Here is a 13,279-nt window from a genome sequence, read left to right on the forward strand (position 1 = left end):
GAAGCAAATGAAGATTTCACGCACACCTATGCGATTCCCGACTAGCGGGATGCGCACCACGGCATGTCTACGAAATCGTCCGATTGTGTCAGGAAAGTGCCTGCGACGGCGCCGTTCAGAGGCCTGCCGCCCGCTCGGGGTACAGCCGCTTGGCGGCGTTGCGCAATGCCAGCAACACCCGTTCGGCACCGGGCGGCAACAGATAGTCGCGACGGCGCACGATGCCGAACGATTCCATGCGCACGCCCAGCGCGATCGGCAACACCGTCAGCAGCTTGGCCTGCACGTACGGCGCCACCGCCTCGGCCGGGAGCGCGGCCAGCAAGTCGCTGCCGCGCAGCAGGCTGGTCATCACCGGCAACGACGAGGTCTCGATGACATTCTGCGGCGCCGGCACCGCGTGCTCCAGGAACATCGCGTCCAGCCGCGCACGCAGCACGCTGTCGGCCGGCGGCAGCACCCAGCCGTAGCGCGCCAGGTCGGCATGGCGCAGGTCGGCGCGGGTGGACAGCGGGTGCCCGGCGCGGGCGATCACCGAATGCGGCTCGTCGGCCAGCGGCTCGAACTCCAGCGCCTCGGCGCCGTAGGGGCCGAGGATGCGGCCGATCACGATGTCGAGCTGGCCGTCGAGCAGTTTGGCCACCAGCGGCCGGCTGTAGTCCATCTCCACCCGCACCAGGATGCCGGGGAACTCGCGCTTGACCTCGGCGATCGCCTGCGGCACCAGGTTTGTGCCCGGATTGACCACGGTACCGATCGAGACCTGCCCCATGCGCCCTTCGCACAGCGCCGCGATCTCTTCCTGGGCGCGGCCGATCTCCGACATCGCCGCGCGCGCGCGGCGGATCAGCACCTGCCCGTACCAGGTCGGCTCGACCCCGCGCGCGTGGCGCTCGAACAGCTTCACCCCCAGCAGGTCCTCCATTTCCGCCAGCAGCTTGGACGCCGCCGGCTGGGTCATGCTGGCCGCCTCGGCCGCGCGCAACACCGAGCGGTGCTCGTGCAACTGCAGCAGCAGCAACAGGTGCCGGGTCTTCAGGCGCGCGGCGTTGAACCAGGGATTGGCGGAGGCATTCATCGTGGGCAGGCATCCTGAGGGCGGCGCCGCGTATTCGGCAGCGGAATAGAATATGCCTAAAATTTCATTTGCAGAGCATAGCTCACGCGCGCAGGCTACTGCCCATCGCGCCCCCTGCTGGCGTCGCCGCCGCCGCCCCTGCTCGCGCAGGCAGGCCGATTCAGCCGGGTCCGCGCCAGCGCCGATGCAGCGGGCGCGGACCGCGGCCTTGCCGCCCGGCCCCACCGCGGCACCGCGCTGACCGCGCGCCTTCTTCACCGCCGCTTCCGTCAGGTACCCCGATGTCCGCCGCCTCCCCGTTCCGACTCCCGCTGATCGCGATCCTGCGCGGCCTCACCCCGGAGGACGCGCTGGCGCACGTCGGGGCGCTGGCCGATGCCGGCTACGACGCGATCGAGATCCCGCTCAATTCGCCGCGCTGGGCCGACAGCATCGGTCCGGCCGCACAGGCATTCGGGCAGCGCTGCTGGATCGGCGGCGGCACCGTGCTGCAGATCGGCGACGTCGACGCCCTGGCCGATCTCGGCGCGCGCTTCATCGTCACCCCCAACACGCGCCCGCCGGTGATCCGCCATGCGGTGGCGCGCGGCCTGCAGGTGGTGGCCGGCTTCGCCACCGCCACCGAGGCGTTCGACGCGCTGGACGCCGGCGCGCAGATGCTCAAGCTGTTCCCCGCCGCCACCTACGGCCCCGGCCACGTGCGCGCCCTGCGCGCAGTGCTGCCGGCGCAGGTGCCGCTGTTCGTGGTCGGCGGCATCAACACCGAGACCCTGCACGACTACCTGGGCGCCGGCGCGGTCGGCGCCGGCATCGGTGGCGAGCTGTACCGCCCCGGCCAGCCGCTGACACAGACCCAGGCGCACGCTGCCGCCTTCCGCCACGCCTATCTGGACCGCGCATGAAGATCGTCCGTCTCACCACCTATCACGCCGCGCCGCGCTGGCTGTTCCTGAAGGTCGAGACCGACGAGGGCATCACCGGCTGGGGCGAGCCGGTCATCGAAGGCCGCGCGCGCAGCGTCGAGGCCGCGGTGCGCGAACTCGGCGAGAGCCTGATCGGCAAGGATCCGGCGCGGATCAACGACATCTGGCAGATGCTCTACCGCGGCGGCTTCTACCGCGGCGGCCCGATCCTGATGAGCGCCATCGCCGGCATCGACCAGGCGCTGTGGGACATCAAGGGCAAGGCGCTGGGCGTGCCGGTGTACGAACTGCTCGGCGGGCGCGTGCGCGACCGCATGAAGACCTACCGCTGGGTCGGCGGCGACCGCCCCGCGGCGACCATCGCGCAGATCCAGGGCTACCGCGACCTCGGCTTCGACACCTTCAAGTTCAACGGCACCGAGGAAATGAAGCTGATCGATGGCCCGCGCGCGGTGGATGCGGCGGTGGCCAAGGTCGCGCAGATCCGCGAGGCGTTCGGCACCGCCATCGACTTCGGCATCGACTTCCACGGCCGCGTCGCCGCGCCGATGGCGCGCGTGCTGCTGCGCGAGCTGGAGCCGTTCAAGCCCCTGTTCGTCGAGGAGCCGGTGCTGCCCGAGCAGGCCGAGTACTACCCGCGGCTGGCCGCGTCCACGCCGATCCCGCTGGCCGCCGGCGAGCGCATGTTCTCGCGCTTCGATTTCAAGCCGGTGCTGCAGGCCGGCGGCCTGTCGCTGCTGCAGCCGGACCTCTCGCACGCCGGCGGCATCACCGAATGCCTGAAGATCGCCAGCATGGCCGAGGCCTACGAGGTCGGCCTGGCGCCGCATTGCCCGCTCGGCCCAGTGGCGCTGGCCGCCTGCCTGCAGGTGGACTTCGTCTCGCACAACGCGGTGCTGCAGGAACAGAGCATCGGCATCCACTACAACGAAGGCGCCGACCTGCTCGACTACGTGCTCAACAAGGACGACTTCGCCTGCGACAATGGCGGCAGCATCGCCGCCCTTCCCAAACCGGGCCTGGGCGTGGAAATCGACGAGGAGCGCCTGCGCCATGCCAACGCCAACCCGCCCGACTGGCACAACCCCATCTGGCGTCACGCCGACGGCAGCATCGCCGAGTGGTGAGCCGATGAACGTTTCCGCCACACCCCGCCACACCGCCACCCTGGCGGTGGACAGCCGCTGCGAGCATGGCGAAGGCATGCTGTGGTGCGAGCGCCGCGGCGTGCTGTTCTGGGTCGACATCAGCGGCCGCCGCCTGTGGCGCCACGATCTCGCCAGCACCGTCAGCCGTCATTGGGACCTGCCCGACCGCCCCGGGTGCCTGGGCCTGTTCGACGACGGCCGCCTGCTGCTGGCGCTAGCCAAGGGCGTGTACGCGGCCGATCCGGATGCCGCCGCCGAGGCCGACAGCGCGCTGCCGCTGCAGCACCTGGCGGACGTGGAACCGGAGCGCGACGACACCCGCAGCAACGACGGCCGCGCCGACCGCCACGGCAACTTCGTGTTCGGCACCATGAGCGAGCGCGCGGACCAGGCGCCGGTCGGCAGCTTCTACCAATGGTCGGCGCGCCACGGGCTGCGCCGCCTGCCGTTGCCGGGCGTGGCCATTCCCAACGCGATCTGCTTCAGCGCCGACGGCCGCACCCTGTACTACTGCGATTCGGTGCAGCCGCGCATCCTGTGCTGCGACTACGACCCGGACAACGCGCACACCGCCAACAGCCGCGTGTTCGCCGAACTGGATCACCCCGGTGCCGAGCCGGACGGCGCCATCGTCGACGCCGAAGGCCACCTGTGGAACGCGCAGTGGCGCGCCTGGCGCGTGGTGCGCTATCGCCCCGACGGCAGCGTCGAGCGCAGCGTCGCCCTGCCGGTCAAGCATCCCACCTGCCCCACCCTCGGCGGCGCCGACGGCGGCACCCTGTATTTGAGCACCTCGCGGCAGGACCACAGCGAGGACGAACTGGCCCGCACGCCGCAGGCCGGCGGCGTGTTCGTGGCCGCGGTCGGCATCGCCGGCCTGCCCGAAGGACGCATCGCCAGCGCATGATCGTCGTCGATTGGGGCACCAGCAGCCTGCGCGGCTATCGGCTCGACGCCGACGGCGGCATCCGCGACCAGCGCCGCAGCGACCAGGGCATCGCCGCCTGCCAGGGCCGCTTCGCCGAGACCCTGGCCGCCTTGATCGACGGCTGGGACGGCGACGTCGTCCTGTGCGGGATGATCGGCAGCCGCAACGGCTGGATCGAACTGCCGTACGCGCCCTGCCCGGCCGACGCTGCCGCGCTGGCCGCGGCAATGCAGCCGCTGCAGGATCCGGCCCTGCCCGGCCGCACGCTGTGGTTCGTGCCCGGCGTGGCCAGCGACGCCGACGCCGTGCCGGACGTGATGCGCGGCGAGGAGACCCAGTTGATCGGCCTGCTCGCGTTGCTCGCGCAGGAACCGCCGACGGCCGAGGTCCACCACGTCTGCCTGCCCGGCACCCACAGCAAGTGGGTGACCCTGCAGAATGGGCGCATCGCCTCGGTGGCGACGATGATGACCGGCGAACTGTACGCACTGCTGCGCACGCACAGCCTGCTGGCGCGGCTGATGGACGCCGACGACGGCGCTTTCGACGCAGCCGCGTTCGATGCCGGCGTGCAGCGCAGCGGCGACCCCGGCGGCTTGCTGCACCATCTGTTCGGCGTGCGCAGCCTGGGCCTGTTCGAGCGCCTGAGCGGTGCCGCGGCACCGTCCTATCTGTCCGGCCTGCTGATCGGCCACGAGTTGCGCGCGCGCGCCTTGCCTCTGGTGGTGCACCTGGTCGGCGGCAGCGGCCTGCTGGCGCGCTATGCGCATGCGCTGGCCGCACTCGGCAGCCGCGTGCGCACCCACCCGGAGGATCTGGCCGCGCGCGGCCTGTATCGGCTGGCGCAGCAGCACGGCGGCCTGACCGGCTGAGCGCGCGCATCGCCCGGCTCCTGCCAGGCTGCCCCGCACACACGGCGGCGCGCGCCGCTTTGCATTAGAATTACCGGGTTAATCGCCGGATCCCGCCATGCCTTTCGTCGTCACCGAAAACTGCATCAAGTGCAAATACACCGACTGCGTGGAAGTGTGCCCCGTGGATTGTTTCCACGCCGGGCCGAACTTCCTGGTGATCGATCCGGACGAATGCATCGACTGCACCCTGTGCGAGCCGGAGTGCCCCGCCAACGCCATCTATCCCGAAGACGACGTGCCGGCCGGCCAGGAAGGCTTCGTCGCGCTCAACGCGGAACTGGCCAAGGCCTGGCCGGTGCTGACCACGCGCCAGGAACCGCTGCCCGACGCCGCCGAGTGGGACGGCAAGCCGAACAAGCTGCCGCTGCTGCAGAAGTAACCTACTCACATCGTGGTACGCGAATCCTGCGTTCGCGGCTGCATGATGGTTGGCTCCCAGGGTTCTTCTCGTTCGTCTCGTAAATCTCAAGCAACAGCAAAGGCTTTCGCCTTGCGGCGAGTTACTTTTCTTTGCTTGTGCAAAGAAAAGTAACCAAAAGAAAGCACACCCTGCCTACGCGCCCTCCGCGCTGCGCGCTCCGGGTCCGCGTCCATCCCGGGGATCCGCGGAAGGGGCATCCTGCCCCTGCCGCGGACGGCGCACATCCATGTGCGCCGCCCTTCGGGTGTTTCCCCGCGATGGCCGCCGCTGCGGAAGGGGTCTCGGTAAGTCAAAAGCCGAAGCAACATCAGTAGCAAAGGCCGAACAATTACGACTGCAGCACACCCCCGCCTCATACAATGTCCTCCAGCGAATACGCTGCGCGTCGGCGGGCTACGTCGCCTATCGATCATCGAGGACACGCAACGACGCTAACTTCCTTAGCAGCGGCACGCGCCGTTCGCGCGGCGAACGGCAGTTACAGGGACTTGCGATACGCTGACTGGGTGCACTGTGGGAGGGACTTCAGTCCCGACGCATTGAGGTTGGAGATCTAGCGGGCGCCGCGTGCCTCGGTTGCTTGGCCGTTGGCTCCTACGGAAAACGAAACGGGCGCCCAAGGCGCCCGTTTCGCATGCGAACCGCATGGCAGCCCGGCGCATGCGCCGGACCCGTACCGGATCAATGACCCAGCTTGGCCTTCAGCGCCGCGATCAGCTTGACCGGCGCTTCGCCGGTGGCCGGCAGGCCGCGCGGATCCACCGCCGAAACGTACACGCCGGCATCCACCGCCACCACGCGGATCAGGAAGTTGCTGCCTTCGTAGGCCACGTCGTAGGAGCCGAGCAACTGCGCGCGGCTGGCGATGGTCACGCCGGGAATGGCACCCAGCGCGTCGCCGACCTGGCCGAACACCTGGTCGCGCGCGCCCGGCACCACGAAGCCGCTGTTCGATGCCGCCGGCGCCTGCCCGGCCGGCGCCGCAGGACGCTGCGCCGAGGCCAGCGCCGGCACCTTCATCGCCGCCGAGGTATCGGGCGTGGTCAGATCCGGCGGCACTTCCAGCGGGCGCATCTCGGGCGCCAGCGCGTAGTCGCCGCGCGGCTTGCCCTTGTGGAACCAGCTGCAACCGCTGGTGGCCGCGACCATGGTGGTCGCCAGCACGGCGGCCGACAGCACGCGGACGTAGGGAACGGAAGCACGCATCAATCAATCTCCTGGGGTCAGGCCGCGAGCGTTTCGCGGCTGGATAGGTCTTCCAACGCGGCAGCGTCGGCGGCAAGTCGGTCGGCCGTGGCGTGGTGCGCCGCGGACAGCGGCAGCAGCGGCAGCCGCAGCCCCTGGCCGATCCCGGCACGCTGCAGCAGCGCCTTGACCGGGATCGGGTTGGATTCGATGCCGCAGAACGCATGGAACGGCTGCAGCCGCGCGTCCCAGGCCTGCGCCGGCTCGGCCTGGCGTGCGCGCGCCAGGTCGCACAGGCGCCGGTAGGCGCGCGGCAAGGCATTGGAGGCGACCGAGATCAGCCCGTCGAAGCCGGCCAGCATCGCCTGCGCGGCGCTGCCGTCGTCGCCGCTGAGCACGGCGAAGCGGTCGCTGCGCAGGGCCGCCAGCGCGGCGACGCGCTGCGGATCGCTCACGGCCTCCTTGATGCCGACGATGTTCGGGTGCTGCGCCAGTTGCGCCACGGTCTCCGGCAGCAGGTCGCAGCCGGTGCGGCCGGGCACGTTGTACAACACCACCGGCAGGCCGCCCTGCTCGGCGACCTGGGTGTAGTGCGCGATCAAGCCGGCCTGGGTCGGGCGCACGTACGGCGGGGTCACCACCAGCGCGTACTGCGCGCCACCGGCAGCGGCGCGCTGGGTCAGCGTCACGGTCTTGGCGGTACCGGACAGGCCGGTGCCGGCCAGCACCGGCACGCGCCCGCCGATCAGCTGCACCGCTTCGCGCAGGATGCGGTCGTATTCCTCATCCAGCAGCGTGGCGGCCTCGCCGGTCGATCCCGCCACCACCAGCCCCTGCACGCCGCCGTCGAGCTGGCGTTTGAGCAGCCGCTGCCAGGCGTCGAGGTCGAGGTCGCCATTGCCCTGAAAGGGCGTGGCCAGGGCGGTGATGATGCCGGAGAGGGACAAGATGCCGGGTGCTCGCTGGGAGATGAGGGCCGCGCAGGTTGCGCGGACGGATCGGCCCCGCACGCGGGGCAGGGTCGCCCCGCATGTTACTTGCGGCCCGAAAGCGCGGGCAAGTATGCTGCACACCATGCCGGGCGACCGCCCGGATGCCGTTCAGCCTTACGCAATGCCGGAAGCCCCTTTGACCGACACCACGCCCCGGCCCGCGCCGACCGAAAACCACCTCCTGATCAACGCCTACACGACGCATCCGGAGTCGCCCTTGTTGCCGGTGACGCGTCGCATCGCCGACAGCGGCTGCAATCTCGTCGATGCACGCCTGGCCACGGTCGGCCGCGACGTGTCGGTGACTGCGCTGGCGACCGGCTCGTGGGATTCGGTGGCCAAGCTCGAAGCCATGCTCACCCGCCTCGACCGCGAGGAAGGCATGAAGCTGGTGTGGTACCGCACCGGCGCCAAGCAGGCGCAGTCGAACCTGCTGCCATACATCGTCGAAGTCATCGCCGCCGACAAACCGGGCATCCTGTTCCAGTTGGCCGACTTCTTCGACCGCCAGGGCATCACCATCGAGAACCTGCAGAGCACGCGCTACCGCGCCATGCAGACCGGCGCGGAGATGTTCTCGGCGCAGGTGACGATCGGGGTGCCCGCGAACATGCACATCGCCGCCCTGCGCGACGACTTCCTCGAGTTCTGCGATCACCTCAACCTGGACGCGATCATGGACCCGATGAAGTTCTGAGTGCACCGCGCTGGACACCGACGCAATCGAACGCAGATGATGGCGATGCACGCGGAGGAGACCCCATGAAGGACGGCGACACCCTGGACCGCAGCACGCTGGCCTTGCCGCTGGCGCTGTCCGGCGGCGCCAGCGCCACGCTCGGCGACTACGCCGGCCGCTGGCTGGTGCTGTATTTCTACCCGAAGGACAGCACGCCCGGCTGCACCACCGAGGGCATCGAGTTCAACGCGCTGCTGCCGCAGTTCGAACAGGCCAACGCCACCGTGCTCGGCGTGTCGCGCGACTCGGTGAAGTCGCACGACAACTTCTGCGCCAAGCAGGGCTTCCGCTTCCCGCTGATCAGCGACGCCGACGAAGCGCTGTGCCGCGCCTTCGACGTGATCAAGGAAAAGAACATGTACGGCCGCCAGGTGCTGGGCATCGAGCGCAGTACCTTCCTGATCTCGCCGACCGGCCAACTGCTGCGCAGCTGGCGCAAGGTCAAGGTTCCCGGCCACGCCCAGGCCGTGCTCGACGCGCTGCAGGCCGCCGCCAAGCAGTGACCACTGCCGTTTCCCGCACCCCGCATCGCCCTGCCCCGCAGGCAGCGATGGCTCGTCCCTGCTCCTCTTTCAGGAATCCATGATGACCCGAGGCAAGCGCATCTACGTGCTGGATACCAACGTGCTGATGCACGATCCGACCGCGCTGTTCAAGTTCGAGGAACACGACGTGTTCCTGCCGATGCAGGTGATCGAGGAACTGGACAATGCCAAGAAGGGCATGTCCGAAGTCAGCCGCAACGCGCGCCAGGTCAGCCGTTTTCTCAACGAGCTGATCGAGGGCGCCGGCGCCGAGCAGATCGAATCCGGCATTCCGCTCAGCCACCCGCAGGGCATCCAGCTCAAGAGCACCGGCAGCATCGGCCGGCTGTACTTCCAGGTGCGCCCGGTCGAGCCGGGGCGCAGTTTCGGCACCGTGGCGCCGGACAACAAGATCCTGGCCGCGGTGCTGGCGCTGCGCGAGGAGCACCCGGACATCCCGGTGATCCTGGTCTCCAAGGACATCAACCTGCGGATCAAGGCCGCGATCAGCGGCCTGGTCGCCGAGGACTACGAGAACGACCGCGCGCTCGACGATTTCAGCCTGCTCTACACCGGCGCGATCGAACTGCCCGAGGATTTCTGGCAGAAGCACAACCAGGACCTGCGCAGCTGGAGCGACAAGGGCCGCACCTGCTACGAGATCGCCCTGGCCGCCGACGAGGACTGGCACCCGAACCAGTACCTGTACCTGCCCGGCGAGGACGAAGTGGAACTGCGCGTGGTCAAGGTCAATGCCGAGCGCAAGGCCACGCTGGCGCTGGTCGACGACTTCCGCAGCGGCCAGCACGCGGTGTGGGGCATCGCCGCGCGCAACCGCGAGCAGAACTTCGCGCTCAACGCGCTGATGGATCCGGAAATCGACTTCGTCACCCTGCTCGGCACCGCCGGCACCGGCAAGACCCTGCTGGCGCTGGCCGCGGGCCTGGCGCAGACCATGGACCAGCAGCGCTACCGCGAGATCATCATGACCCGCGCCACGGTCAGCGTCGGCGAGGACATCGGCTTCCTGCCCGGCACCGAGGAAGAGAAGATGACGCCGTGGATGGGCGCGCTCACCGACAACCTGGAAGTGCTCACCCACACCCAGGAAGGCGGCACCTGGGGCCGCCAGGCCACCAACGACCTGCTCGCCAGCCGCATCAAGATCCGCTCGATGAACTTCATGCGCGGGCGCACCTTCCTGTCGCGCTACCTGATCCTGGACGAAGCGCAGAACCTGACCCCGAAGCAGATGAAGACGCTGATCACCCGTGCCGGCCCCGGCACCAAGATCGTGTGCCTGGGCAACGTCGAACAGATCGACACCCCGTACCTGACCGAGACCACCTCCGGCCTGACCTACGCGGTGGACCGCTTCAAGGCCTGGCCGCACAGCGCGCACATCACCCTGCGTCGCGGCGAGCGTTCGCGCCTGGCCGACTACGCCTCGGAGGTCCTGTGAACGCGGCCGCCGGCATGCGCCTGGCCGGCGCGGCGCTGGCCATGGCCCTGCTCGGCGCCTGCGCCACCGCGCGCGGGCCGGCCACGGTACCGACCGCGGTCAAGGCCGGGCAGTCGTGGATCGTCACCCGCAACAGCACCGCCGCGCAGGTGCTGGACACCTGCTCGCGCGACAGCCCGGCGCGCCAGGATGGCGCAGTCACCGGCTACTGGATCCCGACCCCGGAACAGATCGCGCAGATGGAGGCGCACCTGGCGCAACTGCAGCCGCACATCGCCGACCCCACCGCGTCCGATCGCCAGTACGTCGGCATCCTGTACCGCGGCAAGCAAGCGATCTACATCAATGCCTTCGCGCCGGACGACACCAGCGAGCGCGATCCCACGGTCGATGCGGTTCGCGCCTGCGGCGGCGGCAGCCGCTTCTGGGGCGCGGTCTACGATCCGGCCAGCGCCGGCTTCTCCGAGATCGCGGTCAACGGCGCACGCTGAGATGGCCGCGGGCAGGCGCCAGTGGCGGCGCACTGGCGCCGCCGCACACCGCGGCCGCCGCGCCGCGGCTGCACGGCGCGCGGCATGAACCTGGAACTGCCGCGCTGGGCCTGGGCGTTCGCCGGCGCACTCGCCGCCGTCGCCGGCATGGTCAACGTGGTCGGCTATCTCGGCTTCGAGCACCAGGCGGTCACCCACCTCACCGGCACCACCACCCTGCTCGGCGCGGCGCTGGCCGACGGCGACGCGCGCGCGATCGCACAGCTGGTCGGCGTGGTCCTGGCCTTCCTCGGCGGCTCGATGCTGGGCGGCTTCATCGTGCAGGACAGCCGCCTGCGCCTGGGCCGCCGCTACGGCGTGGCGCTGGCGCTGGAGGCGCTGTTGCTGCTGGCGGCGATGCAGGCGTTCAAGCAGCAGCAACTCGCCGGCGCCGTGCTCGCCGCGATCGCCTGCGGCCTGCAGAACGCCACCACCACCATCTACAGCGGCGCGGTGGTGCGCACCACCCACCTGACCGGCATGTTCACCGACCTGGGCATCGGCATCGGCCAGGCGCTGCGCGGCCTGCCGCTGCCGCGCCGGCGCATCCGCCTGAGCCTGCTGATCATCGGCGGCTTCCTGTGCGGCGGTGTGCTCGGCGCCTGGGCCTACCGACAGGTCGGCTTCGACGCACTGCTCGGCCCCGCCCTGCTGACCGGCACGGTCGGCATCCTGTACGCGCTGCAGGCGCACTACCGCAGCCGCGAGCGCTGAAGGCGCTGCGGAGTGCATAAGCCGCGCCAGCCCTGCACAATCGGCGCATGAGCGAACCCACCGTCGTCTCCGCGCTGAGCATCGCCGGCACCGATTCCGGCGGCGGCGCCGGCATCCAGGCCGATCTCAAGACCTTCGCCGCGCACCGCGTGCACGGGCTGGCGGCGGCCGCCGCGCTGACCGCGCAGCACACCCGCGGCGTCACCGCGGTGCACGTGCCGCCGCTATCGTTCCTGCGCGTGCAGATCGACGCCTGCTTCGCCGACTTCGACATCGCCGCGGTCAAGCTCGGCATGCTCGCCAACGCCGAGGTGATCCACCTGGTCGCCGATGCACTGGAGGAGTACCGCCCGCCGTGGGTGGTGCTGGACCCGGTGATGGTGGCCACCAGCGGCGCCAAGCTGTTGCAGGACGACGCCCTGGACGCGCTGCGCAGCCGTCTGTTGCCGCTGGCCACGCTGGTGACGCCGAACGTGCCGGAAGCGCAGTTGCTGCTCGGCCGCCCGATCGACAACGCCGACGACGCCGAGCACGCCACCGCCGCGCTGCTCGCGGCCGGCGCGCAGGCGGTGTTGTTGAAGGGCGGCCACCTGCAGGAAGGCCAGCGGGTGATCGACCGCTACGACGACGGCGTCAGCCGCAGCGAGTTCAGCCATGCACGGCTGGCGCTGGAGGCACACGGCACCGGCTGCACCCTGGCCGCGGCGATCGCCGCACAACTGTGCCAGGGCCTGGCCCTGCCGGCCGCCTGCGAAGCGGCGATCGACTACGTGGCGCGCGCGCTGCACGGCAGCTACCGCCCCGGCCGCGGCGATGTGGCGGTGCTGGATCACTTCGGCGCGGCGCGCGGCCCATGAGCGCCGTACCCATCGGCTCGCCAATCGCCGAACACGCCCTGCCCGTCGCCGCGGCCGACGGCCATCGCTGGACCTTGCTGGCGCGCGTGCCCGACGCGCCGCGGCAGGCGCTGCTGTGGCTGCCGGCGCTGGGCGTGGCCGCGCGTCACTACCTGCCGTTTGCCGACGTGTTGGCCGCGCACGGTGTCGCGGTGTTCCTGCACGAATGGCGCGGCAACGGCAGCAGCACACTGCGGCCGTCGCGGCAATGCGACTGGGGCTATCGCACGCTGCTGCAACTGGACCTGCCCGCCAGCCAGGCGGCGATCGCCGGAGCCGGCATCACGACGCCGCTGCTCGTCGGCGGCCATAGCCTGGGCGGACAGCTCGCCTGTTGCTACGCCGGCCTGCAGCCGCAGGCCTTCGCCGCGTTGTGGCTGGTCGCCAGCGGCACGCCTTACTGGCGTCGTTTCCCCGCGCCGCGCGGCTATCTGCTGCCGCTGGCATACCGCCTGCTGCCGTGGCTGGCGCAGCGGCAAGGCGTGCTGCACGGCCGCCGTCTCGGCTTCGGCGGCACCGAAGCGCGCAGCCTGATCGCCGACTGGGCGCGCGTGGGCCGAAGCGGCAGCTACGCCGCGGCCGGCCTGGCGGCCGACCTGGACGCGCACCTGGCGCACCTGACGCTGCCGCTGCGCGGCGTGGTGCTGCAGGACGACTGGCTGGCGCCGGAATCCTCGCTGCGCGGCCTGCTGGACAAGCTGGCCACGCCGACAGCGCAGATCCGCTGCCTGGACGCCGCGCAGCTGGGCACGGCCGCCGACCATTTCGCCTGGATGAAGCGCCCCGCGGCGGTGGCCGTGGCGCTGCTGGCCGAGCGTCCGTGAA

At 70.4% G+C, this 13,279-nt stretch carries 15 protein-coding genes; 12 read left to right on the forward strand and 3 right to left on the reverse strand.

What is annotated here, in order from left to right; translation table 11 throughout:
• Positions 1-115: 115 nt before the first annotated feature.
• Positions 116-1,078, reverse strand: a complete 963-nt coding sequence (locus tag FHR56_RS06420; RefSeq protein ID WP_160946588.1) for a LysR substrate-binding domain-containing protein — start codon at positions 1,076-1,078, stop codon at positions 116-118.
• A 281-nt stretch (positions 1,079-1,359) separates the two neighbouring features.
• Between FHR56_RS06420 and FHR56_RS06425 the strand changes: the two genes are divergently transcribed.
• From FHR56_RS06425 to fdxA, 5 genes are all read left to right on the forward strand, one after another.
• Positions 1,360-1,980: a 2-dehydro-3-deoxy-6-phosphogalactonate aldolase gene (locus tag FHR56_RS06425; RefSeq protein WP_160946587.1), complete on the forward strand. Its 621-nt coding sequence runs from the start codon at positions 1,360-1,362 to the stop codon at positions 1,978-1,980.
• The gene (dgoD, locus tag FHR56_RS06430) at positions 1,977-3,128 is read left to right on the forward strand and encodes a galactonate dehydratase (RefSeq protein ID WP_160946586.1); all 1,152 of its coding nucleotides are present in this window, start codon (positions 1,977-1,979) and stop codon (positions 3,126-3,128) included. The genes FHR56_RS06425 and dgoD overlap by 4 nt, the downstream gene beginning before the upstream one ends.
• A gap of 4 nt (positions 3,129-3,132) precedes the next feature.
• Entirely contained in the window at positions 3,133-4,056 is a 924-nt protein-coding gene (locus tag FHR56_RS06435; RefSeq protein WP_160946585.1) for an SMP-30/gluconolactonase/LRE family protein, read from the forward strand.
• Positions 4,053-4,949: a 2-dehydro-3-deoxygalactonokinase gene (locus FHR56_RS06440; RefSeq protein ID WP_160946584.1), complete on the forward strand. Its 897-nt coding sequence runs from the start codon at positions 4,053-4,055 to the stop codon at positions 4,947-4,949. Before FHR56_RS06435 ends, FHR56_RS06440 begins: the two co-directional genes overlap by 4 nt.
• Positions 4,950-5,046: 97 nt before the next feature.
• Complete coding sequence (gene fdxA / locus FHR56_RS06445; RefSeq protein ID WP_017909525.1) at positions 5,047-5,370, forward strand: ferredoxin FdxA; 324 nt, start codon at positions 5,047-5,049, stop codon at positions 5,368-5,370.
• A gap of 723 nt (positions 5,371-6,093) precedes the next feature.
• Here the strand turns inward: fdxA and FHR56_RS06450 are convergent.
• The gene (locus FHR56_RS06450) at positions 6,094-6,618 is read right to left on the reverse strand and encodes a hypothetical protein (protein ID WP_160946583.1); all 525 of its coding nucleotides are present in this window, start codon (positions 6,616-6,618) and stop codon (positions 6,094-6,096) included.
• 17 nt (positions 6,619-6,635) lie between these two features.
• The gene (gene dapA, locus FHR56_RS06455; RefSeq protein ID WP_160946582.1) at positions 6,636-7,544 is read right to left on the reverse strand and encodes a 4-hydroxy-tetrahydrodipicolinate synthase; all 909 of its coding nucleotides are present in this window, start codon (positions 7,542-7,544) and stop codon (positions 6,636-6,638) included.
• Positions 7,545-7,710: 166 nt separating this feature from the next.
• Here dapA and FHR56_RS06460 point away from each other — a divergent pair, with 166 nt between their 5' ends.
• From FHR56_RS06460 to FHR56_RS06490, 7 genes are all read left to right on the forward strand, one after another.
• Entirely contained in the window at positions 7,711-8,286 is a 576-nt protein-coding gene (locus FHR56_RS06460; protein WP_087943489.1) for a glycine cleavage system protein R, read from the forward strand.
• A 65-nt stretch (positions 8,287-8,351) separates the two neighbouring features.
• Positions 8,352-8,831 (forward strand): peroxiredoxin, encoded by a 480-nt coding sequence (locus FHR56_RS06465; RefSeq protein ID WP_160946581.1) that lies wholly within the window; start codon positions 8,352-8,354, stop codon positions 8,829-8,831.
• Between the two features lie 82 nt (positions 8,832-8,913).
• The gene (locus FHR56_RS06470) at positions 8,914-10,314 is read left to right on the forward strand and encodes a PhoH family protein (protein WP_160946580.1); all 1,401 of its coding nucleotides are present in this window, start codon (positions 8,914-8,916) and stop codon (positions 10,312-10,314) included.
• A gap of 14 nt (positions 10,315-10,328) precedes the next feature.
• A complete protein-coding gene (locus FHR56_RS06475; protein WP_184502597.1) occupies positions 10,329-10,805 on the forward strand; it encodes a hypothetical protein in 477 nt (158 codons plus the stop codon).
• An 84-nt stretch (positions 10,806-10,889) separates the two neighbouring features.
• Positions 10,890-11,558, forward strand: coding sequence for a YoaK family protein (locus FHR56_RS06480; protein ID WP_160946578.1), 669 nt, complete (start codon positions 10,890-10,892; stop codon positions 11,556-11,558).
• A gap of 47 nt (positions 11,559-11,605) precedes the next feature.
• Positions 11,606-12,415, forward strand: a complete 810-nt coding sequence (gene thiD, locus FHR56_RS06485) for a bifunctional hydroxymethylpyrimidine kinase/phosphomethylpyrimidine kinase (protein ID WP_160946577.1) — start codon at positions 11,606-11,608, stop codon at positions 12,413-12,415.
• Positions 12,412-13,278, forward strand: coding sequence for an alpha/beta fold hydrolase (locus tag FHR56_RS06490; protein WP_160946576.1), 867 nt, complete (start codon positions 12,412-12,414; stop codon positions 13,276-13,278). The genes thiD and FHR56_RS06490 overlap by 4 nt, the downstream gene beginning before the upstream one ends.
• The last annotated feature ends 1 nt before the right edge of the window (position 13,279 follow it).

The organism is Xanthomonas sp. F10 (genome assembly GCF_014206815.1).
Taxonomy (GTDB): domain Bacteria; phylum Pseudomonadota; class Gammaproteobacteria; order Xanthomonadales; family Xanthomonadaceae; genus Xanthomonas_A; species Xanthomonas_A indica.